Raw genomic sequence first — 26,498 nt, forward strand, 5'->3', positions numbered from 1 at the left:
AACAATTATCGCCTAAAATTAATAATCTCATAAACCCGCCCCGCCCACACGCGAAAACCAGATTTATTATTAGATATGAACCAAAAAATCATCGGCACAATCACCACCTACCCAGGCATGAGTCAAAGCGACTGGCTGTGGCAACAAACCCCCCACAACTTCGGCAAATGGGGCAACATTCAAATGCTAGCAAATCACCCCGAACCAGACTTTTTACTCATGTATCAATTCGACTTTCCCAAACCTTCCAAACAGCAATCCTGGATCGACAAAATCCGCCGTCCAAGCCCCCAAAATCCCGAAAAAGACATTCGAGAAAAATTGCGCGGTGTCCCGAAAGAACGCATAATTTACCTAATCCGCGAGCCGCCATTACCAGAAGTTATTGAAATTACCAAAGCCAACTACGACCAAGCAAAACTTTATTGCGATTACGTTTCCGGACCCGACGATTTCGCACCAAAACCCGATTATATGCCCGCGATTTGGTATTACTCTAACTCGTTTCGAGAACTCGATGAAATGCCTGCGCCGCCGAAAACTAAATCCTGTTCTTGGATTACTTCAGGTGTTAGCCGCAGCGCCAATCACCGACGCCGATTAGACTTTATCAAATTGCTGCAAAAACAAGAATTGGATTTTGACCTTTACGGGCGAAACTTGCCAACTTGGGCGCGCGGGAACGGCACTATGAACAATAAATGGCACGCTGTCGCACCATACTATTACAACTTAGCTATTGAAAATTATGCCGAAAACGATTGGTATGTCAGCGAGAAGCTTTGGGATGCTTTGTTAGCTTGGTGTTTGCCAATTTATTACGGCGGTTCGGCGGCCGATAAGTTGTTGCCGGCGGGGAGTTTTCTGAGGCTGCCGAGTTTGGATGAGAAAGGAGTAGAATTTATTAAAGAGGTTTTGGCTACGCCGGATTATTGGCATGAAGCCAGGGAAAAAATTGCTGAAGCTAGACAAATCATTCTCCACGAATTGAACTTGCTCAATTGGCTGTCTAACTTTGTATCTTATGAAATAGCGCCATGACAGAAAACCAAAATCAACCCAGAGAATACGATGCCGTCAAGGGCGGTGAATCTCAAGCGCCATTGGGTGCAGCCGTTTTAGGCGGGATTCCCGGTGTTAAGAGTCGTTTTGCTTCACCGATTGTCGAGGTGAAAATTGCTGCACTGTCTGAAGCACTGAAATATGGAGAAGCTGGCTTAGATTTAATCATTGGGGTACTGGAAGATGAATCCATGCAGGTGAAGTTTGCCGCCTATTCGCTGCTGAAGGAGAAAGATGAACCAAATATAAAGCAGCAGTTACACAAGTTACAAAAATCTTTTCCTACCTTTGAGTTTGACGTGATCACAGTTAATGCTGAAGGAAAAGAAAACAGTCGTCATACTTCCTCTGCTTGCTTCTTCTCCGAAGACTTAGGAAATGGAGTTTTGCTAGAAATGGTTTATATTCCCGGCGGCACATTTATGATGGGTTCCCCGGCAACAGAGAAAGATCGAGATAAGAGCGAAAGTCCGGAGCATCGAGTAACAGTACCTTTTTTTTATGCAGGCAAATACCCCATCACTCAGGAGGTATGGGAAGCAGTGATGGGAAATAATCCATCATGGTTTCAATGTGAAAAACGTCCTGTAGAAAATGTATCGTGGCAAAATGCAGTCGAATTCTGTACTCAACTCTCGCAAAAAACCGGGAAAAAGTATCGCCTCCTGAGCGAGGCAGAATGGGAATATGCTTGTCGTGCGGGTACGACAGGGCCATTTCATTTTGGGGAAACCATTACCCCGGATTTAGTCAACTATAACGGAAACTATCCATACGCTTCGGTATCCAAAGGACTTTACCGTGAAGAAACAACGACTATGGGGAGTTTTCCTGCCAATGCCTTTGGACTGTACGATATGCACGGTCAGGTTTGGGAATGGTGCAGCGATCGCTGGCACTATAACTATAACGGCGCACCTAATGACGGAAGTTCCTGGGAAACTGGCTCACATGATTACCGAGTGCGACGTGGAGGTTCGTGGAACAGCAATGCGGTCAATTGCCGCAGTGCCAACCGCAACAGGAACTTGCTGAGCAACAGGTACTGGGGCATAGGTTTTCGCGTAGCGGTAGCGTCGGTATAGCCTTTATCCTCGTTTTCCCCCGATCGCCCTTCTCTACCCTTTTACCCTTTAAATGATTCGGCGGTTGAAACCGCAACAACACAAACAAAGTCCGCCTTCGCGAGACTATAGATATGGATGGAATTTGCACCCTAGCCAACGATACAGTTTACGACCAACTAATTGCCTTGCTTAACAGTATTGAAGTTATCTTAGGCTCAAATACTCCTGTCTGCATTTATCCTTTCGACGACCAAATACAGCAAATCCAAGCTGAAATTGTCAACCGTCCCAACATCTTTATTTATGAAGATAGCGCATCTATTCAGCGATGGGATAAATTCATGCAAGCAGCCGCACCCGAGCGTTTGAACCGCAAAAAATTCCGGCTTTACGGCGCACACCGGCGCTTTTGCGCTTTCGACGGCCCGTTTGACAAATTTATCTACATGGATGCCGATACTTTGGTGATGAATTCCCTGGATGCGGTTTTTCAGAAGTTAGAGGAATCGGATTTTGTGGTTTATGATTTTCAATTTCGCGACCCAACTAAAGTATACAATATTCAGTCACCCAAACTGCTCGAAATTTTTGAGCAAAATCGGATTGACTCGGAAATATTTTGTTCTGGATTTTACGCCAGCAAGCAAGGATTTTTTGAGCTAAATACTAGACAATGGCTGTTAGCTAAACTGCACTCGGGCGAGGCGGAAATTCTCTATGAAGGTGCGGGAGAACAGCCGTTGCTCAATTATATGGTGATGAAAACGGGGATGAATAGCTATAATTTTGCTTATAGCCTCCCGGATGGCGAAAAAACTGGGTGCAGCGTCACTTCCAAACATTTTGAAGAGCAAGATAACATTTTGTACGACAAGGGAAACCGACTTACTTACATTCATTATATTGGTGTGGCGCCGGATTTAATTCGGAGAGTTTGTGCAGGCGAAAATATTGAGTTTCCCTATCGCGATTTGTTCCTGCATTACCGCTATCTCCGCGAACCGTCCAAGCGTCCGGTTTTTGCCAAACCGCCAAAGTCTTATACTGAGGTTTCTGCGCCGAATTTGTTAAAAAGGGTATTGAGAAGGTTGAGGATAAATGTATGAGTCGCGGTATTTATATTGTTGCGAATGATAAAGTGATCGAAAGTGCGATCGCCCTTTTAAACAGCATACGTCTGTACAATTGTCAAGTACCTGTTTTTCTGATTCCCTTCGACGACAATTATCAGCAAGTCGCAGCCGCCCTCAGCCGTCTCCACGGGGTGCGATTGTTCCCAAATCTGGAGTTTGTCGAACAGTTTACCAGGGAAATTGGCCAAATGTTCGATCGCAACTTTTTAGCCCTCCCCAACAAAATGCGAAAACTCGCCGCCTGGTTTGGTCCCCTTGACGAATTTCTGTACATCGATACCGATATCATCGTCTTTGAAGACATCGCAGCCAACCTCGACAAACTATCAGAAGTAGACTTTTTTTGCTGCGACTACCACCACCTCAGCGAAAAACTGCGAAATGTATTTTCACCACTTGTAAAAGAACAAAATATCTTTACTGACTCACAGCTTCAAGATGTATTCAACAGCGGTTTTTGGGCCTCCAGAAAAGGAACTATTACAGAATCGCAAATGTATGAGATTTTGCGAGAATGTTCGCAGCATCGAGAATATTTTGATTTTACTCAAAATGTCACCGACCAACCTATACTAAATTATATCATTCTTAAATTGATTTCCAAACGCTGCAATCTTGTTAAAGATTCAGCAACCGAACCGGGAAGCTGGGCTGGTTCCAAGCATTTTCAGGAAATAGATTATGTTCTTTATGACAAAGGCAAAAGGTTGAAATATCTTCACTGGGCTGGAATACCGATTAAATCGGGTAGTCCTTATTGGAAACTTTGGAAACATTATCGTTATCTCAACGAGGAAAAACCCAATTTAGTGCAAAAGATATTTCGGGTTTTCAGTAGGTGAGGATAAAATTATATGTTGTATCATTATCAAAAAGCTTTGAATAACAGGCAAGATGCCTGTTCCACACTTCATAAATTTTGTTGTATTTTTGAAACCCAACAAGCTTTGAAAAACAGGCATCTTGCCTGTTCCACAATCAATAAATTTTATTTCTTGTGGTGTGGGCATCTTGCCCGCACCTAAAAAGTAATGTATATGCACTGGGTTACTTATTAACTAAAAACTATGGCTGATGGCATTTATATTCTGGCAAATGATGTTGTTTTTGACCACTTAGTCGCTTTATTGAACAGTCTCGAAGTCAATGGGGCAAAAAATATTCCTGTTTGCATCATTCCCTATGATGATAACTTGAAAAAAGTGCGATCGCACATTTCGCTCCTACACAATGTCACACTGTTTGACAATACCGATTCCATCGATTTTTGGGAAAACTTTGCGACTCAAGCTTGGACATCTCACCGCAAGGCTCAACAAGTTTGGCAAGCTAAAGGTTGGGGGCAAGTTCATGGTTTGGGAATGCACCGAAAATTTTGCTGTTTTGACGGCCATTTTGACAAATTTGTCTATTTTGACTGCGACACTCTGTTGATGGGTTCTCTGGATTATATCTATCAAAAACTTGATGAGTTTGATTGGGTAGCCAACGATTTTCAATACAAATCTGACATCAATTATGTATTTGATTCATCATCCCCAAAACTCGCAGAAATTTTCAATCGTGGCAAACTGGAATCTCATATTTTTTGTGCTGGTTGGTTTGCTTCAAAAAAAGGTATTTTAAATCGAAATAACTCAAGCCAACTTTTAGATAAATTAACTTCGGGAGAAGCAGAAATTTTGTCTTTGCGGGGAACTGACCAACCTTTATTTAACTATTTAGTCGCCCGCAGCGCTATCTCTTTTTATAACTTTGCTTATCATCAACCTGCACTCGTAACGGGAAATCATTGGTCTTCTCAATTTGAGGTGATAGATTATGTTCTATATGACAAAGGCCGGCGGCTGACTTACTTGCACTACATGAGTATTTCGGCTGCAAAGTTTACTCAATTGTGTGCTGGCGAAGATGTTGAGATTCCGTACCGAGAGGTATTTCTGCACTACCGCTATTTGAATTCGCCGCAAACACGACCAAAACTCGCACCTCCAAATTGGTTGGTTCGCTTGCAGAGAAATCTCAAAAGTTGGGGAATTCAAAAAGTTAACAATGTTCAATTTAAGTTGCGGAATTTCTGGGATAGATAGCATCTAACTGTACTCTAACTGTACAAAGACTGAATCCACTCCCATTCGTGCCTTAAACCTTCTTCTAAAGCAACCAGCGGCTGATAACCTAAGATTTTCTTGGCTTTAGACACATCCGCGCTAGTGTGCCGCGCGTCTCCCCTCGCAGCTTCAGTAAAATCTATCCGAATAGGTCGATCGACAATTCTCTCTATTGTATCAATAACTTCTTTTAAAACTACCCGACTTCCCCCACCAATATTAAAAACTTCCCCCGCAGCTTCCGGAACCTCAGCCGCCGCTAAATTCGCCGCAACGCAATCGCTGATAAACGTAAAATCCCGCGTTTGCAATCCGTCGCCGAAAATTGAAATCGCCTCATCAAACAAAATTGACTTAAAAAACTTGTGAAAAGCCATATCGGGGCGCTGTCTCGGCCCGTAAACAGTAAAATAGCGCAGCGAAGTAGTAGGAAGGCCAAAATTTTTGTAATAAAGCCCGCACAAACGTTCACCGGCTAATTTCGTAATTCCGTAGGGAGAAACCGGCTGCGGACAAGCATTTTCATTCGTGGGAAAAGATTCAGCATTGCCGTAAATTGAAGAAGAAGAAGCATAGACAAACTTTTGCAATCTTGGCGCATCTTTTGCCGCTTCTAACAATACTTGAGTGCTGTTAATATTGCGTTCGGTATAGCTGCGAAAACCGTCGCCCCAGCTAGCACGAACTCCTGCTTGCGCCGCCTGATGAAATATTACCTTAACATCGGATAAAAGCGATCGCCAATTTTGAGACAAAATATCGCCTTCCACCAATTCAAAACCCGGATACTTTTCAAATCGTGCAATATTCTTGCGCTTGAGATCCGGATCGTAATAATCGTTGAACTCATCAACACCGATCACCGTCTCGCCTCGATTTAAAAGAGTTTCTACTAAGTTAGATCCAATAAATCCCGCCGCACCCGTAACAAGTAAAATACTCATTCGATTTTAGATTTTAGATTTTAGATTTTAAAAATTTTACACAAATTATTGCATAAGTTGTCTTCTTTTTCTTTCTCTTCCTCTTCGTTCTCTGCGTTCTCTGCGGTTCAAAAAGCATCAAATAGGATAATCTTAGAGAACTATCAACCCCCTTCCTTCTGATAAAAAGAGGTTGATAGTTAACTTTCATTGTTCAAAAGAATCCAGATCCAGCGCTTGGGAACCTCCGCGTTCTAACTCGATCAAAAGCTTACCTAGCTGAGTCCAAACTAGCCAGCCCGTGAGTAGCGTCAGTGGCAAAGCTAGGGCATAAGAAAGTAGTTTTGGGAAGCCAAAAATCTCCATCCCCGAAGCTAAAAATACGCAAATACCGCCCGCCATTCCCAGAAAAGGCATCTGCAATGGCAGCCCTTGCAGGTTAGCCAAAGTGCTAGTAGAACGATTTTTAGACCACAGTTGTACGGATTGTTTGAGAGTTGCTTCAAATGCTACACCGGAGGCGATACCTGCTAGCAGTCCAGCCGACATTAAAAAATAGGGAGGTTCTGGAAAATAATACACGAATAATTCCTTAATTTGGGTAATTGAGAATTGGGAATTGGGAGTGAGTAATTGAGAATTGGGAATTGGGAATCGGTAAAAGTAGAATTATTTTTCTTTCTTCTTCCCTCTTCCTTCTTCCTTCTTCCCTCTTCCTTCTTCCTTCTAATTAAAACCGAGTTAGCGCCGCTGCTCCTGCTGTGGAAAACTCCGTCAAAGCGCCTAGAGCAACGTTGAACAGGCGACTGGGCTGCAAATCTTCCTTGACTAAGTTCCACAGGCTGCGAACTTCTTCGGTGTGGAGGCGATCGTCCTCAATCAAAGCTAACATTAGCTGGCGTCTCAAAAACGACCCTTCCTCTGACAGCAAAAATTGCAAGCCTAGTTGTGCTGTGGGTAGCAAGTCAAAACTACGATCGGATCGGGCGATCGCGATCATGTCCTCCAACCTGTTCCACTGGAATTTGCCATCCTTGAATAATACCTCAATCAGACGCCGCCGCAGAGCCGGAGATTCTCCGTTCAACAAACGTCGCGCTACATAAGGATACGCCACCTCGACTATCTTAAAATTGGGATTCAGCGTCAGGGCCAAACCTTCTTCTGTCACCAGAGAGCGAATAATTAAGGCAAATTTCGCCGGCACCCGGAAAGGATAATCGTACATCAACTCCGAAAACTGGTCTGTAATCGTCTTGAAGTTAAAATCTGACACCTTTTCGCCGACGATATCACCTAATACAGATTCCAACGCCGGGATGATCGGCATAATATCTGTATCTGGTGTCAAAAAGCCCAGTTTGACAAAATCCTTAGCTAACTCTAAGTAATCTTTGTTGATCAAATGAACGATAGAATCAACCAAAGTTTCTTTAGTTGTTTCTTCCATCTGATCCATCATCCCAAAATCAATGTAAGCCATGCGGCCATCCGCTAAGGCAAACAGATTTCCCGGATGGGGGTCAGCGTGAAAAAATCCGTGTTCCAGCAACTGTCGCAAACCGCTGCGAACTCCGACTTCAATTAAACTATCGGTATCCAAACCTGCGGCTTTAACACGTTCTATATCTGTCAGCTTGATGCCCTCAATCCATTCGAGAGTGAGAACGCAGTTGGAAGTATAGCGCCAGTAAATGCTCGGAACTTTTACTGTCGGGTCGTCGGCAAAATTTGTAGCAAATTTCTCGGCGTTCCGTCCTTCATTGAGATAATCAATTTCCTCGAACAATTTGATACCGAATTCATCGACTATTAAACAAAGGTCGTGACCGAGATTCAGCGGCAACAAGGGGCCCAACCATCCAGCGGCCCAGCGCATTAAATAAAGATCCAGGCTCAAAACTGGCAGCAAATTCGGTCGCTGAACCTTGACTGCTACTGCTTCCCCGGTGAGGAGGCGAGCTCGGTAGACTTGACCGAGACTTGCCGCGGCGACAGGTTCGGGAGAGATTTCGCTGTAGGTTTCGCTAATTTTGCGATCGAGTTCCGCTTCAATAATCTCGAAAGCGCGCACGGAGTCAAACGGCGGCAATTGATCCTGAAGTTTGATCAATTCTTCGAGAAAGTCTTTGCGGATCAAATCCGGCCTGGTAGAAAGGGCTTGGCCGACTTTAATGAAAGTGGGGCCCAAGCGAGTGAGTATTTGTCGCAGGTGGGCGGCCCGTTCCGGCTGGTGTGCTGCGACTTCGTGCTGCCAACTGTCCCACAGCATCCCCAGAACGAAGCCCGCAAAAGACCAAATAACGGTAATTGCGCGCCAAATTGCTTTCCAAGGACGGTTGCGGTAATACTGAGCGATCGCTTGTGGATCGTAGCGTCTAGCCTGAGTGAATTGATACTGAGGCACTCGTTTATTTTCCTCTTATCTTCTGAAAATTACAGGTTAAATTGAGAATTGGGCATCGGCCATCGGGCATCGGGCATTAGGTATCAGGCATCGGGCATCGGGGATGGAAAGTCGAAAGTTCAAATATTATTTAGTCTTCGTTCTTCGTTCTTCCTTCTTCGTTCTTCCCTCTTCCCTCTTCCTTCTTCCTTCTTCATCATTGACCGATCGCATTGCAAGGTTTAGGCGAGCGGAAAATGCACCCGTTCGAGGCGGATTGCTAGCCTAAATTTGTTTCTTTTCATTAAATATAGTACATAAAAGTACAAGTGATCGGTCAAAATACTTAACGGCTCTCCCTGACCGCTGCACATTCTCACAACACTGCCACCCTGCAATTCTTTTCTCCTGCTGCGTTTCGCTCGCTTATGCCATCGCGCCCAAGCTACCGGATGCGATCGGCCTTTGCCAAGCAATCTTTCAGCCCATAAATCGTCCGCTCTTGTTGATCCCTCGACAGTTCCGGAAACATCGGCAAAGATAAGACTTCGCGACAAACTTGCTCAGCCTTTGGCAACTGACCTGCTTGATAACCCAAAGATTTGTAAACAGGTTGCAGGTGCAAAGGTAACGGATAGTAAACCATCGAACCGATGCCGCATTCCTGCAACTGAGCCCGCATCCAATCTCGAAAATCGCCAGAGGGATTTTGCGCCTCTTCTGCACTTGTCAGCCGGATCGTGTATTGATTCCAAACTCCTTTTGCTTCCGGCAATTCTTTGGGGACGGCAACTCCGGGCACGCGGGAGAGAAATTCGCTGTAAAGTGCCGCTTTCTCCTGCCGCTGCGCGTTCCAACTGTCGAGATACCGCAATTTAATGCTGAGGATCACCGCTTGCAGGGCATCTAAACGGCTGTTGTACCCGATTTCTTCGTAGAAATATCTAGAAGACTGTCCGTGTTCTTTGAGCACTCGCATCGAAGCTGCGAGGGCAGGATCGTTTGTCGTCACCGCGCCACCGTCACCGCAAGCGCCTAAGTTTTTGGTCGGATAAAAACTGAAGCAGCCGACATGGCCGATGCTGCCGACTTTTCGAGACTGCCACTCGGCCCCGACAGACTGGGCGCAATCTTCAATTACGGCTAAGTTGTGTCGAGTCGCAATTTCCATCAACCGAGTCATGTCTACCGGTTGGCCGAAGATGTGCACTGGCATAATTGCCTTGGTTTTGTCGGTAATTGCCGCTTCGAGGAGTTCGACATCCATATTAAAAGTCCCGCTGTCAATATCGACAAACACGGGAGTTGCGCCGACGGCGCTAATTGTCTCAGCCGAAGCAAAAAAGGTAAAAGGAGTGGTAATCACTTCATCGCCGGGGCCAATTTTGAGAGCTCGCAATGCCAAAATCAGCGCATCCGTGCCAGAGTTACAGCCAACGCACTCGGAAACTCCAGTGTAGTCGGCGAACTCTCGTTCAAAACTCTTCACGGCCGGGCCGCCTACGTAGCCGCCAGAGGCAAGCACTTTTTGCACCGCAGCGGTTATCTCGTCGCCAATCTGCGCGTATTGGCGGGTTAAGTCGAGGGGGGGAACATTATTCACTCTTCACACCATAAATTTCAAGCATTATCAAAGCAAATTCTTGCAGCAAAACTGTTTCTCAGAAACCTTTATTGCAATATCTTATATTTGGACAGGCAAACAATCACATTATCGAAAGGGTGGGCCGGTGTTAATTGAGCTAGATTTTACAGATTTGGGTTGGGCTTTGGGGATGGTGGCGATCGCGATCGGGCTTTCGGCGTGGCAGGGATTGGGGCTGGAGGGGGCGATCGCGATCGCGGCGGGGCGCACCCTGATCCAGCTAATCTTAGTCGGATACGTGCTCGCAGTCGTATTTGACCCCGAGGGAAAAAATCCTTGGCTGGTTTTAGCAGTTTTAGCAATCATGCTGACAACAGCTAGTATGGTTGCCAGCAACCGCATCAGCAAAAAAATCAAGAACTTACTGCCCTTAGTTTGGGGTTCAATTTTTATCAGTACGGCCTTGACTCTCGCCTATACAAACTTGCTAATTTTGCAACCTGACCCTTGGTACGAACCGCAATACCTGATTCCCTTAGCGGGTATGATTTTGGGCAATGCCATGAACTCCGGGGCGATCGCCGGCGAAAGACTTGTCAGTACAGTTAATAGCAGCCAGTTAGAAATAGAAACCCATTTAAGTTTAGGTTCGACGCCGCAGCAAGCAGTAAAACAGTACCGCAAAGATGCCATCAAAGCTGGATTAATCCCGCTCTTAAATACAATGACGGTCGTAGGAATCGTGACTTTACCCGGAATGATGACCGGTCAAATGCTGAGCGGTGTCAGTCCTCTTGATGCAGCATCTTACCAGATTTTAATTATGTTTGTGTTAGCGCTGGCAACTGTAATCGCAACTCTACTGTTGACTGAGGGATTGTCCCGGAAGTTTTTCAATCAAGATGCACAATTGATAAAATGGTAATTGGGCATTGGTCATTGTAGATGTAAATTGATTATGATTACCGTAGTGGCGGGTTCACCAATGTCTCCCATACAAATGATAAATATCATAAACCCGCCCCGCCCGTGACTTTATCGACCACAAGATCCGGTCGGGACAGGTTTAGGGAATATCGGGCTGATCTTACTCAGCAGATCCAATGATTGGAATTAATCGTTCCTCGATTTCATCAATATAGGCTGTTAAGCCTGTATGAACACCGTTTTTTCGTAGAAGTTCCAGACTCGTCTCTTCCCAGCACTGTTGTTCGCGTTCCATTTTGCCACCTGTTAGCTTTTCGACAACAACTTTAGGATTTCTAATGCGATCGGGTTCTGTCAATGAGTTAGAGCGTAGTCTGTGTGACTCCTCGCAAGGATTAAACGTCAATTCGGTCATTATCTCTTGAAGAATTTGTTTTTCCTGTTGATTAGATGGAATAAACCCATTCAAAACCCAAGCTTCCCGCATTCTGTCGGGTGTACCAATAATAACTGCTAATTTAGGTTGTCGATCGATCTGTTCTAAACGTGCTTGCTCGATATGTTTTCTTCGCTCAGGTTGACTGTCTAAATCACGCATAAAAATAACGGCTTTAATATCTCTCTTTTGTTTGTGTTGTAGAAAGCTGATTAACGTCATAATTTTATTAGCTGATTGACCATCACTTTTAAACCTTCCATTTGATCTGATGGTGGGGAATTTAAATTTCTCGGAAAAACGTTTAGTTATATCATCGATATTTTTCCAGCAAGAATTCTCTGTGCCAGCTTCTAAACCACTCCATTGAAATAGATGTTGCAGCATCTCAGGTTCTAACCAATCAATTTTATCCACTAAAAGGCGATCGGCTAATTTAGTAGCGGTTCGTGCATCTGCGCTACTCTCCACAATCACCACAAACTCAATCATTTATTTCTCCTGCAACCACCCAATCTTCTCCCTCTGCATCCCAGAATTCTCCGGTGGTTAAAGTTTGTTTTGCCCATTCGACATCAGGATGTTCATCCAAGCGTTTGCAACGAGTCACACCTGCATTGTTGTTACTTAATACGTGGACTTGAGAAGGAATAAGTTCATCCACAATGTAAGGAGAATGGGTAGAAAAAATAATTTGCAGATTGGGGTTGTCTTGAAGAATTTCCTTGAAAACAGCGATTAATTCTCGTTGCGCTTTGGGATGGAGTCCCTGTTCAACATCATCTAGTAACACTAAATTAGGTTGATTGGGATTCATCAAAACAGTCAGTAATCCGAGAGCGAGCATTGTTCCTTCGCTAATGGCATGGGCTGGTATACGCTTACCAGTATTCATGTCTAGGACAACTTCTTTTCCTACAATTTCCTGACTTTCTTCGTAGGAGATAGATTTGCCATCGACTTCGATTAAGCGTTGGCGATTGACCATAACTTTAGCTCGCCTTACCCCTACCTCCCGTACACCTGGTACAATCCGTTTCAACATTTTCTCTAAAGATTGAAATTTATCTGGAGCTTCGTCACGAAGATAGTCTAAGGTAGGTGCTAACCCCGAACCATCGAACTCAACTCGCGGTGTAATTGCATCACTGTAAGCTGCTTTAGCAAGGTTAGTAGCTACTAGCTTCAGGTGAACTGAGTATCTCAAAGATTGGGGTATGGGATCTGGAGCATTGCTCAACGAGCTTTTCCATCCTTCTAAACTCCCTTCTTGATCGACTTTCCATGATGCCTTCGGGAACCAAGGAGGATTAAACCGTTGTTGCCAGTGATAGGAAGCTTCCCACTTTCTTTGATTAAGATATCCCCAGAAACCTCTGCCAGTAACAGACATATTCTTTTCTCCACTTGTTGTAAGAAATTCCGGGGCTCTTTCATACTGAAAAATATGTGCAAATGATGAATTATCGTAATTAGCAAGCCGACTGAGATAATGCAATGCTTGCAAAACTGATGTTTTACCCGAACTGTTTTGTCCTACCAGTGCGTGTAGCCGTGAACTATCTAAACTAAGTTCTGTATCTTTATGACTTTTGAAGTTATGAAGTTTGACCTTTTCTAGCATTTGATTGCTAACATCCTTTTATACAGTTTGATTGCCGAGTTCGTAGTCTGTGTTAACGAAGTCAGGACTTACTCAAAAAGTGGTTTCACACGCTACTTATAGCGGTAAGGTGCGCGGCCCGGCGCACCCTACGTATAGAGGGCACTTGGCGATCGCACTCCGGCTCAAGAAACCAGGTTTTTTACCTTGGGTGCGGGCTGCAATGAGGTATTTTGCTTAAAAAACCCGGTTTCTGGCCATCCGTGCGTCGAGGACTAAAACAGCGAACAAGGCCAAGGATAAAAATAGGACGATCGCACTTCAACGCACTTTAACGCGCTACTTCGGTTCGTGACTCCCAATTCGCTGGCCTTCGCCATCGTACACCTGCATCGGGATTTTGGCGTTTTCGGCGATCGCCTCCAAAGCTTTTTGCAATGTTTGAACGTGCTTTTCTACAGCTTGACGAGTCTTAGTAGCATTGTTGTTGTTCGCTTGGATGAAAGTTTGTTGCAGTTTCTGCACGTAACCTGGAGTCATCTGCACCGCAATCAAATCTTTGCTAACAGTATAGTCGCAAATCTTGGGGTTGCCTTTACAAGTTCTATCTAAATCGGTGCGGGCTTTTTGCAGGTTTCTTTCTTCCTGCAACCTTACTTCTGCTTGCTGCAAGGAAGTTTTGTAGGAAGCGATCAGCGGTTGGGCTTTCTGAGAATAGGAAGTTGCCGCCGGCACTTGCTCCGCGTAACTCAAAGCTCTCCGCCAGTATTCAGATGCTTTAAACCAGGCGTTTTTGCCTTCAAAAATTTGAGCTTCCGCTGCTAAAGTCACAGCTTGAGTATACGCATTTTCGGAAATTCCTTCGACATTTTTGCGCTCGCGAGCTTCTGAAAGTTTGGTTTCGTATTTGGGAACTAGCAGTTTAGCTTGTTGGTAAGATGTCGTGCTCGTGGGAATTGTTGATAGGATGTCTAGGGCTTCTTCCCAACCTGATTGCACTTGATCCCAAGTCTCGGCTGTGTGAGCTACTGCTTCGCGAGCTTCTGCTATTTGGGCTGTGCTTTTGGCGGCGAGCAGCGTTTTTTCGGCTTGTTTCTCTGTGCTTAACTGCCGATTTCCAGTTGCTAAATTTTTCCGGTATTCTTTTGACTTTTTCTGAGCAAATGGATAAGCTGGGCTGTCCGGGGGGATTTCTGCGAGTTCGGCGATCGCACTTTGCCACAGAGCTTGCGCTTCCTGGCCGTCCTCGGCAGAATAAGGCGGATTTTGGGTTTTCTGGGCTGCTGACTGTGCGAGGCGCGCTGCATCGATCGCAGAGTTTAAATTCTGATTTTGCTTCCGGTAGTTTTCCAGGGCGCTTTGAGCTTCACCGCGATGAATTGACCAGGAGGGAATCGGTTCCAAAAGGGCGATCGCCTGTTTTAACTGTCGCTGCGATTCTTGGGGGCTGTTGGCAACTTTTGACGTTTTCAGAGTCTTCGTCGAATTCTCGCTCAACTGTTTGGCATCAGCTAATGCAGTACATTCTCCGATGACGCAGGGGCGGCTCAGCATATAATAACCGCCTGCCAAAATTAGCGCCGCCATGCTGACCATTCCTGCTGCAGCCAGCATCGCAAACGGTGAATGCTTGGGTTTTTGGGCAACTGTTACCGCTTCCATATCCAGCGGATTGAAGGGATTGTCGGCAATATCTACCGGTATTGCAGCTACCTTAAAGGCGATCGGCTCGGAATTGCTGGAACTCTCAGACAAATTGGGGAAATATTCTTCATCCCACGCATCTTTCCCATCCGTTTCTAACGGTATCTCCTCCTCTAAATCCGCCGTCTGGGCCGCATTTTCTGTTAAGACTATCCCGGTTTCTTCTGCGGGAGTATTCTCTGTTTTTTTGAACACCTGCACTGTTTTGGGTCTTGACAAAACAGGGTTGTGCATGGTAAAAGAATGGAAAGCATAAGGCTGTTTTTGCCCGGTAATTTTTAGGCAAAGTCCAATCTGTTGAATAGATTCTGGTTCTATTTCGAGAATTGCTGCTTCTAGCACCGCAAAAGTCGGTTTGGCTTTGAGAACTAAACTGCGCGGGTGTTCTCCCACAACCGTTAAAGATTCATCTCGAAAATCGCAACTAATATAAAGGGGTAATTTTTTAAATCCGGCTGCTTGCAAGTGCTGCTGCAACTTTACTTCTAGAATTTGTGCGTTGCTTTGTCGCGTTGCTACTGTCATATTTTCTCCTCTGTCCGATCTCACCACTTTCGATTTTAGATTGTGAATTTTAGATTTTAGATTGCAGAACTGTCGGGATTTTTGATTGGTTTGAACTTTGGCACCGATTCATTCCAAATCTTAACTCTTAAAATTCAAGTTGCAACAAAATCTTAACTCTCAAATCTCAGCTTGCAAAGCCTGCCCATAACTTTCGCTGTAATAAACTTGAGTCACGTCAAAACGTCCGCCATATTGTTTGAAAGGTTCTGCTGCATAACCAAGTGGCAGCAAACAGCAAACATCTACTTCTTCGGGAATTTGAAAGGCTTCTTTCACCTTAGCGCTGACAAAACCTTCCATGGGACAACTGTCTACCCCAAAACTTTTAGCTGCAATCATTAAGTGGGCTACTGCGAGCATTGTATGTCTGTTTGTCCAAGCTTCTAGGGAGTCGAAGCAGGGACGGTGCTCGAACAATTGCGGGATTGCTTGGCGCATATAACCGGCTAAATTGTCATTCATTGCGCCTGTGGTTTTGCCCAATTCGATGACGGCTTCGGTGTTTTCGGACCCGGCGGCGCGTCGATCGCCACAACAGATTAATACTACTGGGGCTTCTACCACTTGGCGCTGATCGAAGGCGCAAGCTTTTAATTTTTCTTTGCTGGCTGGGTCTTGAAGTACGATAAACCGCCAAGGCTGCAAATTGTAACCAGAGGGCGATCGCACTCCCAATCGCAAAATCTCTGCCAATATTGCTGGGGGAATCGGATCGGGTTTGAAGCTGCGGGCGGCGCGGCGGCTTTCGATCGCGGTTTTAACATTAATTGAAGGTTGGATTTCAATTGTCATGGGTAATTGGTAATTGGGGATTGGGCATTGGGCATTGGGCATTGGGCATTGGGCATTGGGATTGGTAACTGAAAAAAGTTGGATTGTTTTCTTTCTTCTTCCTTCTTTCCTCTTCCCTCTTCCTTCTTCACCCCAAGCCCAACTCGCGCTTGAGCAAATTAATTGACTTAGATCCGATGTAATTTTCGGAGCATATCAGTTGCGGGGGACGAATAATATCTTCTCTAGCCGCATTGATGGCAGCTTTTACTGTAGCAAAACTCGGTTGGTCGCAAAAAATTGTTCTGGCCGATCGCACGATCGAGTTAATCTTGTAGGCGTCTGACAGCAATGCCGTCATCACCAGCAAATCCTCTCCCCGGATGCTGTGGATGATGACTTCGGTCGATCGTAGCATTCCCGGACTCAGGCTGACGAGACCCAAATAGCTGTCTTTGGGCAAACTCCCGACTAGCTGGATTTCCTGGCTGTAGTCGTAGATGTCTACGGGAATAACTCGCACAGAACGCGGTGCCGAAATCGATTCTGCTTCTCCGATAAAATATCGACTCGTAATCACAGTTCCCGAAGAGATTTGATCCAAAAAAGTACCTAGCTGTTCCATCGGCACTAACTGTATGGGAATGCGAAGAGCTTGTTCGAGTTCTTTCGCCATCAGTTCACCCACGCCGATGTCTTCTGTGGGGGCTGTGACGACCACTCGGGCGCTGCACCTGAGCCGCCAGTCAATTTCCGCCAAAAGTAATTCCCTCGCTTGGTTGAGCGTACAGCCCTGTCCCAGCAGTTGATCGATACTTCCTTGCACTATTTTATTGGCCAGGGGATATTCTTCGAGGATCGGAGATTTGAGTTTGTTGCCACCTTCGTTGCCTAGGGCGCGGACGTAAATGCCCGATCCTGCTTGGGCTTCTACGAGTCCGGTATTTTCGAGCTGGCGGTATACTTTGCTGATGGTGTTGCGGTGCAAACCCGTCTGCATGGCTAGCTGTCTGGTGCTGGGCAAGCGGTGTCCGGGCGGAAATTGTCGCGAGGCGATCGCAAACCTGATTTGATTGAATAGTTGGGTGGATGCGGGAATATCGCTATCTGTTTGAATATGAAATTGAACCATTATTAAAGGCTCCCACGACTTCAACTTAGTATTTTTATAACGTTGAGTACCGCGCATAGGATTGCTCGGATATCTCTGTCTATAGCATAATCTTATTTGGCCGATCTGCTGCAGCCGTTCTGCCACAGGACGATCGGCCCGAAGAAGCGATTAATCGCAGCCTCGGGAGTTTCCCTCAACAATCAGGTACTGTCAAGTCTTAGTTTTATTTACTCTCAGATTTTGAGATCGCTTGCTATTTTCCGGCCCGTCAGCAAATAAGTTTGCATTTCCCCTTTACCTTTAATCTCGATCTCGCCACGATCTTCAAATTCATATTTATCCTGCAGCAACTCATAAGTATAGTGGCTGACTTGAATGCGACCTGGTATGCCGTGAGATTCCATGCGGCTGGCTGTATTCACCGCATTTCCCCACAAATCGTAAATGAATTTTTTAGTACCGATTACCCCCGCTACCACCGGGCCGCTATTAATCCCGATGCGGAGGTCAAATTTCGCGTCTAGCTTCACATTTAATTCCTGAATTGCTGCTAGCATATCCAGCGCCATTTCGGCGATCGCCTCTGCGTGGTCTGGACGTTCAATGGGAATACCGCCTGCTACCATGTAAGCGTCCCCGATCGTCTTGATTTTTTCTAACCCGTGCTTCTCACTCAGTTCGTCAAAAGCTGAGAAAATTTCATTCAGCAAGTACACTAATTTAGTTGCAGACATGGTGGTAGAAATTTGGGTAAAATTCACCAAGTCAGCAAAAAGAATTGTTGCTTTTTCAAACTTGTCAGCAATCACCCCCGGTTGGTACTTCAACCTGTCGGCGATCGCTGCGGGCAAAATATTTAGCAGTAACCTTTCAGTTTTTTTCTGTTCTTTCCTGAGTGCAGCTTCTATCTGCCTGCGCTTGGTTATGTCGTGAAAAAACACAGAAATGCCGTCGTGAGAAGGAAAAACCCGGACTTCCACCCACACTTTCAAGGGACGATAATATTGTTCAAAAGCCACACCAACTTGTTTGGCGACAGCTCCATGATACTCTTCATAAAAATCAGAATTCACTAATTCGGGAAACTCTTCCCAAAAATTTTTACCATAAAGTTCTTCCGGGGAGCGCTGCCAAAATTGCCCTGCTTTGTAATTGACGTAAGTAAATCGCCACTGGGTGTCTAAAGCAAAAAAAGCATCGCTCATTCCTTCTAAAAAATTGACAATTTGCTCGTCTGTAGAACGGAGTTTTGCTTCTACTTGTTTGTTCCTAATCTGTGCGCGCTTTAATTTAGTCAGATTTATTCGCAACTCCATGTGGTTAATAATTTGCCGTCCTAAAGTCCGCAGCGCTTCTAGCTGTTGTGGGGTGAGATTGCGAGGAACTGTATCTATCGCGCACAAAGTGCCTATAGGGAAACCGTCAGCAGTTACTAGCGGGGCTCCAGCATAAAATCGAATATTTGGATCGGAAGTTACTAACGGATTGCCGGCAAAGCGATCGTCTTCTAGAGCATTCGGTACAACTAGCAATTCGTTGGGATTTAAAATAGCGTGGGCGCAAAAAGCTAACTCTCTCGGAGTTTCTGGCGCTTCCAGACCGACTTTTGACTTAAACCACTGTCTGTTAGAATCTATTAAGCTTACTAAAGCAATAGGAGTGCCGCAAATATAGGATGCTAAAGCTGTTAGGTCATCAAAAGCTGCTTCGGCCTCTGTATCTAGAATGTCGTAGCGGTGAAGTGCTTCTAGCCTCTCTTCTTCGTTGCTGGGCAAAGGCGCAGCCTGCATCGGCGGCGGGGATACAGGTTTGCGAATAATGCGCGCAAGTCTCAGTGCTGCGAATTTTTGGACTTGCGTCGCCAGCCTTTCAACTAGCATCAAAAGACCTATTTGCCAAGCTTTATTCATATTTTTTTATCTTTTCTCACACTTGATGGAACTGCGGGCGATCGATCTAATTCGATGAATACTTATGCACTTACTGCAACTAACTCCTCAATCTCCAGAGCTTTTGTTGGCAATTTCGCTGTCAATACTTCTGTGCCCCCTTCGCGGACAAGTATATCATCTTCAATCCTGATTCCCCGCACGTCTGCGAATTTTTCCAACTCGTCCCACTTAACAAAATTTTTATATTTGGCACGATTTTCAGAGTTATTCAAAATTGCCGGAACTTGATAAAATCCCGGTTCGATCGATACCAGCATTCCCGGACGCAAAACTCGATTCAACCGCAAAAATCCCAACCCAAACCGACTGCTTCTTGTTCTTCCTTCTTGATAGCCAGCCAAATCTCCTAAATCTTCCATATCGTGAACATCCAAACCAATTAGATGTCCGATACCGTGAACAAAAAACAGCGCGTGAGCGTCCATTTCTACCAAATCTTCAACATTGCCGCGCAAAATGCCCAAATCAACCAACCCTTCCGCCATAATCCGAGCAGCTAATAGATGAATATCTTGATATTCCACGCCAGGACTAATTCTCTCAATACAAGCATCGTGCGCTGCCAAAACTACATCATAAATCGCTCTTTGAGTCGGAGAAAAATTGCCAGAAATCGGCCAAGTGCGAGTCACATCCGCCGCCCATCCCATTGATGTTTCTGCACCGACATCTGCTAACAGCAAATCTCCTGTTTGTAGGGAATTGTGATAATGTTCGCTGTGCAGCACTTCTCCATGCACCGTCACGATACTAGGATAGGCATAGGTCATATTTTTGGAGATGATGACACTTTCCATTGCAGCGCGCACCCCTGCTTCAATTTGAGCATTTCGAGTTGCCGCCATCCCCGCTTTGTGAGCTTCTACAGTAACAGCCGCAGCTTGACGCAATTCGGCCAAACTGCCTGCATCGTGGCTCAGGCGCAGAGATACGATCGCCTGAGTTAATTCTAGGTCGATTCCGGTTGGCGAGTTGGGCGGTGCAAGAGGGCGATCGATAATTTGAGACTGTTGCAACTGAGTCCAAGAATCCTGAACGGCGATCGTTGCTGCATTTGTCGCTCGGGCTTTCAATTCGGCCATTGGAAAAGCAGCATCAGCCCCAATTAGTTCGGCAATTTCTGCTCTTTTCGGCATTTCTCCGTGCCAAAGCGTGCTGCTAGCAGGTGCCTCATCTAAGAACAATTCTAATTTCCCCGATTCTAAGCGAATCGCAGCATTTTCTAAGGGCAAACCAGCAAAATATAGAAAGTGACTGCTGGCACGAAAGCGATAAGTAAGTGCCGGATAATTGCGAGGAATGCTGCGACCAGACCAGAGAATTACCGGAAAATTAATTAAACTGGCCAGTTTTTGCCGCCGTTGCTGTAAAGTATTAGTTAACAAATCATAACCTTCTGTAATTTTCATGGGTAAAAACTGATAAGTTTGAGTTGGGTTGGCAATCAGCGGGAAGTTTTTGCATTCTCGGCATTAAAGCACTAAAATTCAGACTGCCAACTTGGCAGACATTTTTGAGAAAACTCTCATCTTTATCTGATTTTTTGCTAGCATTTATAGGCGGTCTTTTTTATAGTCTTTGTCGTCATCGCCGGGATGATTTGGTTAAGCAGTAAGCCTGAGCCACAGACAGGAAAAACAGGCTGAAAGTGCTACTTTGCAAGCAATTAGCAGAAATGTCACAACACCTGCAATTAATCAAATTCCTCGATTTGGTTTTTGTTGATTGGGTGACGTGAGCGATCGCCTCTATTGACTGTTTGATATTTTAGACTTTAAAGTATAAGTAAAGTTCACTGAAAAACATGAAAATTTCTCACAAAGCTCCTCAAACTTCAGCGCAAGTCCGCGATTGGCCGATCGCACACTTACCGGGATTGAGCAAGGAAAACCAATCTCAACTAGAAGAGTGCAGCATCACCACAACCGGGCAACTAATTCGCATGACCAAAACGCAGGCGGCGAAAGTGTTGCTAGCCAATCAATTACAGATTAACATTCAATATGTTAATAAATGGGTAGCGATGGCAAATTTGGCTCGAATTCCGAGTGTAGGGTGTGAGTATTGCGGGCTGTTACTTCACGCCGGGGTTGCTTCGCCGGCTCAATTGGCTCAAATGCCCGTGGAGAGATTGCACCAACAAGTTTTAAGGCTGCACGTAGCGACAATGCAGCGCAATGACTTGACTCCTTCAGTCGATCGCGTGCACAAATGGGTTCAACAAGCTAGATTAGTCAGTAGTCAGTAATCATTAGTCATTAGTCAACAGTCATTATTATGTCAATTCAAGTTTACGGAATCCCGAACTGCGGCACCTGCAAAAAAGCTTTCCAGTGGCTCAAAGATAGCGATGTTAATTACGAGTTTATTAACACAAAAGAACAGCCACCGGCTCGCGCCACAATTCAAAGCTGGGTAGCTGCTTTGGGTTTTCAACCCATGCGAAATACTTCCGGTCAATCTTACCGCGCTTTGGGCGACGACAAGAAAAATTGGACGAGCGAACAGTGGGTGGAGGTTTTTGCTAAGGATGCGATGCTGCTGAAACGTCCTCTTTTCGTTAAAGATGGAACGGCTGTTTTAGTAGGTTTCAAAGAAGACGCACTTAGAGAAAAATTGGGGCTTTCAAAGGGCTGAGTTCAGCCTGTTGTTCGCCGCAAAAACTTAAGTTCGCCCATATCATCCGAGAAACCCCAACGCTCGTAAAACGGCATCATGTTCGGCAAACAATTAAGATAAAAATGCTCGACACCTTGCAGTTCGGGATGAGTTAAAACTGCATCCATCAACTTCGCACCCAGTCCCATCTTTCTGTGTGTCGGCTTGATAATGACATCAAAAATCATGGCTCTGTATACGAAATCGGTAATGACGCGGGTAATGCCAATTAGCCGATCGCTCTCATCGACCAAACCAATGATAACATCAGTAGAAGCCAGCATTTTCACCACATCCTGCCGCGTCCGCTTGTCGCTCCAAAACTCGTTTTTGTACAAATTCATCAAGTCGGAAACCTGGCTTTCGGTCAAAGTTTCGACAATTCGGTAGTTATCCATTTTATCGGTCATACTCTACTTTACCGTAATCTAGTTTAATTGCGCGATCGGCTAAATCAAAATAGCGATCGTCGTGACTAATCACAAAAACCGTTTTCCCCCGCCGCTTCAACTCCGGTAGCAACTGCTTGTAAAAAATATCCCGGAAAAACGGGTCTTGATCCGAAGCCCATTCATCAAACAAATAAATCGGTCTATCTTCCAAATACGCCGTCAGCAAAGCCAGCCGCTTTCGCTGTCCCTGAGACAAAGCCGTAGTTGACAAAACTCCATCTTTCACCTCAACTTTATTGTCCAAATGAAACTCTCGCAAATATTCAGCAGCCTGCTTGTCCAAATCGTGATTAGTCATCCCCAAAAGCCTTTCAAACAGATAGAAATCCGAATAAATCGCAGAAAAATGCTGCCTGTACCACTCTCGATTTTCCTCAGTAATTGGCTGACCATCGAGGAGAATTTTTCCCGATTCAGGAATATACAAACCAGTGATTAACTTAGCTAAAGTAGACTTACCGCTGCCATTCCCGCCAATTATAAACACCAATTGACCGGGATGAAACTTCAAATTTAGCTCGCCCAAACTAAAATTGCTGTCTTCTTTTTCTCCCGGATAGCTGTGAATTACTCGATTTAACTCCAGCGTCGCCCACTCAGCAGTTTTAATCGGTTTAACCGTTGAACTTATCTCAGCTTGACTCGCCAAAGCCAATCCCATTCTCTCTATCTTTTCCACAGAAGTATTAGCCCGAAAAATCGCCGGCAACCTTTGCAAAATATTCTGAAACGGAGACATCAAATAGGTACTTGTCAGAATGTAAGCTGACAAAACAGGTGTAGAAACTGGCACAAATTTAGGCAAAGCAAACAGCAGCAAACCCATCAACATAAAAAATAGCAACTGACCGACTCCAATCGCAATTGCACCAGTATTCAAAGCAGTCACGTTATAATGGCGGGAAGCATCAGCACTCACCTGCAATTGTTCCGTAAAAAACTCTTGGCGGCGCAAAGAATGCAGTTTAAGTTCCTTAATTCCATCAGTAATACTGCGAAAATGCTTAAACAATATATCTTGTTCTTCTCTGGCTAAATCGAAGAATTTCCGCATTTTGCTGAGCAACAACTGCACGGTGCCAATCATCAGCACCAAAAAACAAAAGACAACAACAAAAACCGTACCCGAAATCGTGCTTAAATAAGTTAAGCAGCCCACGACAACGGCGATATCAACACAAAGAAAAGGAATCAAAAATATAGTATTAGAAAGCGTTCCCACATCATCAGTCAGAGTTGCCAGCAAGCGGTTAGCGCCCAACTCTTCCAAATTCCGCAAAGGAGTAGACAAAATCCCGCGACTCAAACTCAGACGCAAATTATAAACCGCTTCTTGAGAGAGATAAATTAACAAAAATTGGGATACAAAGCCACTCAAAAGAGCCAAGATTGCTAATCCCGCAAAATACCAGACTAAATTACCATTGGAATTGTCGCTGATTGCCCGATTAATTAGGGAAATTAACATAGCGCTGCAACCGCCGCTGATTAAGCCTGTGAGTATGGCGATGGAAACATTTAACCAAGAAGCCTTTAATAGTAACCAAATTACATTCATCGTTTACCTCTATAATAATTTTATGTCCTTTCTAGAACAGGCAAGATGCCTGTTCCACAAGAAAATTTACTTTTTGTGGAACAGGCATCTTGCCTGTTCCTAAATAGATACTTGACAAGGTTGCAACATCTCAAATACAACCCGCTCATAAATATCAGTCATTGGCATTTCTACTTCCACTGACTCGAAGGAAACTGTTGCTGTTTCTCCCTCATATTCTCGAAACAACCACTCATTAGAGGCAGTTTTAATATATTGTTCTACTAAAATTTCGTAGGGGGTGACTAATAGATATTCCCGCAATTTAGGAATCGATCGATAAAACCGAAACTTATCTTCTCTATTAACATCCTCGCTATACTTAGAAAGCACTTCTACAATCAACACAGGATTTAGTATTTCATCACTGCGTCCCTCGGTAAAAACTGGCTCCCCTTCAATCACCATCACATCCGGGTAAGTTCCCCGTCGATACCGAGGAATCCACAACCGCAAATCGCTGATAAATACTTTTGCATTCTTCCCCCGCAAAGCAGTATGTAAATAAGCACAGATATTGCCTTTAATCTGGCTGCGATTAATCGTGCTGCCTGCAATTGGTACAATTTCTCCATCGCGGTATTCATTTCTAAACTCAGCAGTTTCCTCTAACTCCCGGTACTCATCTGGAGTATAAAACTTTTCCTTACTTTGTACTAACATTATTGCCTCTGTACTAACTTTTATCTGCGTTAATCTGTCTACATCTGCGGTTAAAAATCATAATTAACAGTATATCACAACAAAAAAGAAACGCCCAACTGCAAAGAGTCAGGCGTTTTCCACTATTTCACAAACAGGAAAAATTAATCCCGGCGAGACACCAAATTCGATTCTATTTTCGCACCCGCAACAGGTTGCACATGACTCAATGCCGACTGCAACATGGGAGTTTTGGTAATAGCATCATTAGCCAAGTTAAACAAAGGGTTCGACAAAATTCCCGCCAATGTGGTCGCAACCAAGGTGAGTACAACGCTGACTTGCAAAGGCCGCAGTCCCTGAAGGTTCCAGCGAATTTCGGGATAATTTTTTACCGCGTCTGACATCTCTTGAGGTTCTTTTACTACCATCATCTTGACAACGCGGATGTAGTAGTAAATCGAAACTACGCTGGTAATTAATCCCAGAATAACTAAGCCGTAAAGTCCTGCTTGCCAGCCGGCCCAGAACAGATAGATTTTGCCGAAAAATCCCGCCAGGGGCGGAATTCCACCGAGAGAAAGCAGGCAAATACTTAAGGCTAAAGTTAACAGCGGGTCTTTTTGGTACAAACCCGAGTATTCGCTAATTTGGTCGGTTCCAGTCCGCAGCGAGAACAGGATGATGCAGGCGAAAGCACCCAAGTTCATAAACAGGTAAACCAACAGATAAAATATCATGCTGGAGTAACCGGCTTCTGTTCCTGCAATCAAACCCAGCATTACAAAACCGGCTTGGGCGATCGACGAATAAGCCAAAAGCCGCTTCATGCTAGTCTGGGCGAGGGCAACCACATTTCCCAACACCATGCTGAGAATGGCTAAGGCCGTGAATACGAAGTGCCACTGTTCGGTAAGTGCGGGGAAAGCACTTGTTAACAAGCGGATTGCTAGGGCAAAACCGGCTGCTTTGGAACCGACAGAAAGGAAGGCAACAACGGGTGTAGGAGAACCTTCGTAAACGTCAGGAGTCCATTGGTGGAAGGGAACCGCAGAGATTTTGAAGGCGATACCGGCGATCGCAAAAACCAAAGCAATCACCAAACCCAGAGATTGACCTTCATCCACAGTAGAAAGGTTAGCCGCGATCGTACTCAGCTTAGTTTCGCCGCCAGACAACCCGTACAGCAGCGAAAGCCCGTAGAGAAACACCGCCGAAGAAGACGACCCAATTAACAAATATTTCAAAGCAGCTTCATTGGAACGCGGGTCGCGTTTTGTGTAACCCGTCAGCAAATAAGACGAGATACTCAGAGTTTCCAACGAAATAAAAATCATCACCAATTCATCAGCGCCGCTGAGGAACATTCCCCCCAAAGTAGCGGTCAGCAAAATGCCGATAAATTCCGCTAAAGCAGTACCCGTTTGCAGTACATAGCGGACGGATATCAAAATAGTGACAGCCGTACTCAAAGCGATAATTCCGCGAAACACCAAACTCAAGGCATCGCTGTTAAAACCGCCCAGAAACGAGATGGTATCCGTGTTATCCCACTGCAAACACAAGGCAGCGACGGCGGCCAACAAACCCGCAACGGCAACGTAGGGAGTCCAAGCCGAGGAACTGCGGCCTACGATTAAATCGCCGACGAGAACCACCAAGAGGGTGATGATGACAATTCCCTCTGGCAAGATAGTTCCAGCATTTAGCTGGGCAGCAAGAGTAGCAAAATCCATATTTTCAGGCAGGTTGGGTAGTACAAGCCGCAAAGGCTGTAATGGGCTGTGAACTTGTAAAAATTCTTTACC

The 26,498-nt window shown here is 45.0% G+C and carries 23 protein-coding genes and 1 pseudogene; 8 read left to right on the plus strand and 16 right to left on the minus strand.

All coding sequences use genetic code 11. The features are described 5' to 3' along the window. The first annotated feature begins 75 nt into the window (after positions 1–75). From QUA62_RS22365 to QUA62_RS22385, 5 genes are all read left to right on the plus strand, one after another. On the plus strand, positions 76–1,041 hold the full coding sequence (locus tag QUA62_RS22365) for a glycosyltransferase family 10 domain-containing protein (protein ID WP_333406787.1): 966 nt from the start codon (positions 76–78) through the stop codon (positions 1,039–1,041). Beyond that, positions 1,038–2,147: a formylglycine-generating enzyme family protein gene (locus QUA62_RS22370; RefSeq protein ID WP_333406789.1), complete on the plus strand. Its 1,110-nt coding sequence runs from the start codon at positions 1,038–1,040 to the stop codon at positions 2,145–2,147. The genes QUA62_RS22365 and QUA62_RS22370 overlap by 4 nt, the downstream gene beginning before the upstream one ends. A 113-nt stretch (positions 2,148–2,260) precedes the next feature. Further along, positions 2,261–3,235, plus strand: coding sequence for an Npun_R2821/Npun_R2822 family protein (locus QUA62_RS22375; protein WP_333406791.1), 975 nt, complete (start codon positions 2,261–2,263; stop codon positions 3,233–3,235). After that, positions 3,232–4,104: an Npun_R2821/Npun_R2822 family protein gene (locus tag QUA62_RS22380; protein ID WP_333406793.1), complete on the plus strand. Its 873-nt coding sequence runs from the start codon at positions 3,232–3,234 to the stop codon at positions 4,102–4,104. The genes QUA62_RS22375 and QUA62_RS22380 overlap by 4 nt, the downstream gene beginning before the upstream one ends. A 225-nt stretch (positions 4,105–4,329) precedes the next feature. Beyond that, positions 4,330–5,352, plus strand: coding sequence for an Npun_R2821/Npun_R2822 family protein (locus tag QUA62_RS22385; RefSeq protein ID WP_333406795.1), 1,023 nt, complete (start codon positions 4,330–4,332; stop codon positions 5,350–5,352). A 14-nt stretch (positions 5,353–5,366) separates the two neighbouring features. Here the strand turns inward: QUA62_RS22385 and QUA62_RS22390 are convergent, their stop codons facing one another. The 4 genes from QUA62_RS22390 to QUA62_RS22405 form a co-directional block, all read right to left on the minus strand. Continuing rightward, positions 5,367–6,317 (minus strand): NAD-dependent epimerase/dehydratase family protein, encoded by a 951-nt coding sequence (locus tag QUA62_RS22390; protein ID WP_333406797.1) that lies wholly within the window; start codon positions 6,315–6,317, stop codon positions 5,367–5,369. Between the two features lie 186 nt (positions 6,318–6,503). Further along, positions 6,504–6,878 (minus strand): hypothetical protein, encoded by a 375-nt coding sequence (locus tag QUA62_RS22395; protein WP_190659115.1) that lies wholly within the window; start codon positions 6,876–6,878, stop codon positions 6,504–6,506. Between the two features lie 148 nt (positions 6,879–7,026). Beyond that, positions 7,027–8,703: an AarF/ABC1/UbiB kinase family protein gene (locus QUA62_RS22400; RefSeq protein WP_333406799.1), complete on the minus strand. Its 1,677-nt coding sequence runs from the start codon at positions 8,701–8,703 to the stop codon at positions 7,027–7,029. Positions 8,704–9,127: 424 nt separating this feature from the next. After that, the gene (locus tag QUA62_RS22405; RefSeq protein ID WP_333406801.1) at positions 9,128–10,285 is read right to left on the minus strand and encodes a DegT/DnrJ/EryC1/StrS family aminotransferase; all 1,158 of its coding nucleotides are present in this window, start codon (positions 10,283–10,285) and stop codon (positions 9,128–9,130) included. A 127-nt stretch (positions 10,286–10,412) separates the two neighbouring features. Between QUA62_RS22405 and QUA62_RS22410 the strand changes: the two genes are divergently transcribed. Further along, positions 10,413–11,192: an ABC transporter permease gene (locus QUA62_RS22410; protein ID WP_006634775.1), complete on the plus strand. Its 780-nt coding sequence runs from the start codon at positions 10,413–10,415 to the stop codon at positions 11,190–11,192. Positions 11,193–11,354: 162 nt separating this feature from the next. Here QUA62_RS22410 and QUA62_RS22415 read toward each other — a convergent pair whose 3' ends face one another. From QUA62_RS22415 to QUA62_RS22445, 8 genes and pseudogenes are all read right to left on the minus strand, one after another. Next, positions 11,355–12,122, minus strand: coding sequence for a hypothetical protein (locus QUA62_RS22415; RefSeq protein ID WP_333406803.1), 768 nt, complete (start codon positions 12,120–12,122; stop codon positions 11,355–11,357). Then, positions 12,115–13,023 carry an ATP-binding protein gene (locus QUA62_RS22420; RefSeq protein ID WP_333406805.1) on the minus strand — a complete coding sequence of 303 codons (909 nt, stop codon included), beginning with the start codon at positions 13,021–13,023 and terminating at the stop codon, positions 12,115–12,117. Before QUA62_RS22420 ends, QUA62_RS22415 begins: the two co-directional genes overlap by 8 nt. A gap of 75 nt (positions 13,024–13,098) precedes the next feature. Next, positions 13,099–13,254, minus strand: a pseudogene (locus tag QUA62_RS29480) (AAA family ATPase); the annotation flags it as partial. A 318-nt stretch (positions 13,255–13,572) separates the two neighbouring features. Further along, positions 13,573–15,462: a hypothetical protein gene (locus QUA62_RS22425; protein WP_333406807.1), complete on the minus strand. Its 1,890-nt coding sequence runs from the start codon at positions 15,460–15,462 to the stop codon at positions 13,573–13,575. 159 nt (positions 15,463–15,621) lie between these two features. After that, positions 15,622–16,296: a nitroreductase family protein gene (locus tag QUA62_RS22430; protein WP_333406809.1), complete on the minus strand. Its 675-nt coding sequence runs from the start codon at positions 16,294–16,296 to the stop codon at positions 15,622–15,624. A 127-nt stretch (positions 16,297–16,423) separates the two neighbouring features. After that, positions 16,424–17,407, minus strand: coding sequence for a GntR family transcriptional regulator (locus QUA62_RS22435; RefSeq protein WP_190659127.1), 984 nt, complete (start codon positions 17,405–17,407; stop codon positions 16,424–16,426). 215 nt (positions 17,408–17,622) lie between these two features. Next, positions 17,623–19,179, minus strand: a complete 1,557-nt coding sequence (locus tag QUA62_RS22440; protein ID WP_445301699.1) for an adenylate/guanylate cyclase domain-containing protein — start codon at positions 19,177–19,179, stop codon at positions 17,623–17,625. A gap of 182 nt (positions 19,180–19,361) precedes the next feature. Continuing rightward, positions 19,362–20,750 carry an aminopeptidase P family protein gene (locus QUA62_RS22445; RefSeq protein WP_333406813.1) on the minus strand — a complete coding sequence of 463 codons (1,389 nt, stop codon included), beginning with the start codon at positions 20,748–20,750 and terminating at the stop codon, positions 19,362–19,364. Between the two features lie 395 nt (positions 20,751–21,145). Between QUA62_RS22445 and QUA62_RS22450 the strand changes: the two genes are divergently transcribed. Both QUA62_RS22450 and QUA62_RS22455 read left to right on the plus strand, forming a co-directional pair. Continuing rightward, positions 21,146–21,589, plus strand: coding sequence for a DUF4332 domain-containing protein (locus tag QUA62_RS22450; RefSeq protein ID WP_333406815.1), 444 nt, complete (start codon positions 21,146–21,148; stop codon positions 21,587–21,589). A gap of 29 nt (positions 21,590–21,618) precedes the next feature. Further along, a complete protein-coding gene (locus tag QUA62_RS22455; protein WP_333406817.1) occupies positions 21,619–21,978 on the plus strand; it encodes a Spx/MgsR family RNA polymerase-binding regulatory protein in 360 nt (119 codons plus the stop codon). A 2-nt stretch (positions 21,979–21,980) separates the two neighbouring features. On the opposite strand, the gene QUA62_RS22460 is transcribed toward QUA62_RS22455, so the two are convergent. The 4 genes from QUA62_RS22460 to QUA62_RS22475 form a co-directional block, all read right to left on the minus strand. After that, complete coding sequence (locus tag QUA62_RS22460; RefSeq protein ID WP_333286186.1) at positions 21,981–22,409, minus strand: GNAT family N-acetyltransferase; 429 nt, start codon at positions 22,407–22,409, stop codon at positions 21,981–21,983. Further along, positions 22,399–24,009: a cyclic peptide export ABC transporter gene (locus QUA62_RS22465; RefSeq protein ID WP_333406819.1), complete on the minus strand. Its 1,611-nt coding sequence runs from the start codon at positions 24,007–24,009 to the stop codon at positions 22,399–22,401. Before QUA62_RS22465 ends, QUA62_RS22460 begins: the two co-directional genes overlap by 11 nt. 99 nt (positions 24,010–24,108) lie before the next feature. Continuing rightward, positions 24,109–24,711 carry a Uma2 family endonuclease gene (locus QUA62_RS22470; RefSeq protein WP_333406821.1) on the minus strand — a complete coding sequence of 201 codons (603 nt, stop codon included), beginning with the start codon at positions 24,709–24,711 and terminating at the stop codon, positions 24,109–24,111. Between the two features lie 143 nt (positions 24,712–24,854). After that, a complete protein-coding gene (locus QUA62_RS22475; protein WP_333406839.1) occupies positions 24,855–26,426 on the minus strand; it encodes an NAD(P)H-quinone oxidoreductase subunit N in 1,572 nt (523 codons plus the stop codon). Between the last annotated feature and the right edge of the window lie 72 nt (positions 26,427–26,498).

The sequence above is a fragment of the Microcoleus sp. MON1_C1 genome, assembly GCF_036701945.1.
Taxonomy (GTDB): Bacteria; Cyanobacteriota; Cyanobacteriia; order Cyanobacteriales; family Microcoleaceae; genus Microcoleus.

Coding starts and splice junctions, on each gene's coding strand:
- QUA62_RS22475 (WP_333406839.1), bottom strand. CDS start 26,426: ATGGATTTTGCTACTCTTGCTGCCCAGCTAAATGCTGGAACTATCTTG.
- QUA62_RS22380 (WP_333406793.1), top strand. CDS start 3,232: ATGAGTCGCGGTATTTATATTGTTGCGAATGATAAAGTGATCGAAAGT.
- QUA62_RS22385 (WP_333406795.1), top strand. CDS start 4,330: ATGGCTGATGGCATTTATATTCTGGCAAATGATGTTGTTTTTGACCAC.
- QUA62_RS22450 (WP_333406815.1), top strand. CDS start 21,146: ATGAAAATTTCTCACAAAGCTCCTCAAACTTCAGCGCAAGTCCGCGAT.
- QUA62_RS22370 (WP_333406789.1), top strand. CDS start 1,038: ATGACAGAAAACCAAAATCAACCCAGAGAATACGATGCCGTCAAGGGC.
- QUA62_RS22420 (WP_333406805.1), bottom strand. CDS start 13,023: ATGTCTGTTACTGGCAGAGGTTTCTGGGGATATCTTAATCAAAGAAAG.
- QUA62_RS22470 (WP_333406821.1), bottom strand. CDS start 24,711: ATGTTAGTACAAAGTAAGGAAAAGTTTTATACTCCAGATGAGTACCGG.
- QUA62_RS22425 (WP_333406807.1), bottom strand. CDS start 15,462: ATGACAGTAGCAACGCGACAAAGCAACGCACAAATTCTAGAAGTAAAG.
- QUA62_RS22455 (WP_333406817.1), top strand. CDS start 21,619: ATGTCAATTCAAGTTTACGGAATCCCGAACTGCGGCACCTGCAAAAAA.
- QUA62_RS22430 (WP_333406809.1), bottom strand. CDS start 16,296: ATGACAATTGAAATCCAACCTTCAATTAATGTTAAAACCGCGATCGAA.
- QUA62_RS22375 (WP_333406791.1), top strand. CDS start 2,261: ATGGATGGAATTTGCACCCTAGCCAACGATACAGTTTACGACCAACTA.
- QUA62_RS22465 (WP_333406819.1), bottom strand. CDS start 24,009: ATGAATGTAATTTGGTTACTATTAAAGGCTTCTTGGTTAAATGTTTCC.
- QUA62_RS22460 (WP_333286186.1), bottom strand. CDS start 22,409: ATGACCGATAAAATGGATAACTACCGAATTGTCGAAACTTTGACCGAA.
- QUA62_RS22390 (WP_333406797.1), bottom strand. CDS start 6,317: ATGAGTATTTTACTTGTTACGGGTGCGGCGGGATTTATTGGATCTAAC.
- QUA62_RS22440 (WP_445301699.1), bottom strand. CDS start 19,179: ATGCAGGCTGCGCCTTTGCCCAGCAACGAAGAAGAGAGGCTAGAAGCA.
- QUA62_RS22435 (WP_190659127.1), bottom strand. CDS start 17,407: ATGGTTCAATTTCATATTCAAACAGATAGCGATATTCCCGCATCCACC.
- QUA62_RS22415 (WP_333406803.1), bottom strand. CDS start 12,122: ATGATTGAGTTTGTGGTGATTGTGGAGAGTAGCGCAGATGCACGAACC.
- QUA62_RS22365 (WP_333406787.1), top strand. CDS start 76: ATGAACCAAAAAATCATCGGCACAATCACCACCTACCCAGGCATGAGT.
- QUA62_RS22445 (WP_333406813.1), bottom strand. CDS start 20,750: ATGAAAATTACAGAAGGTTATGATTTGTTAACTAATACTTTACAGCAA.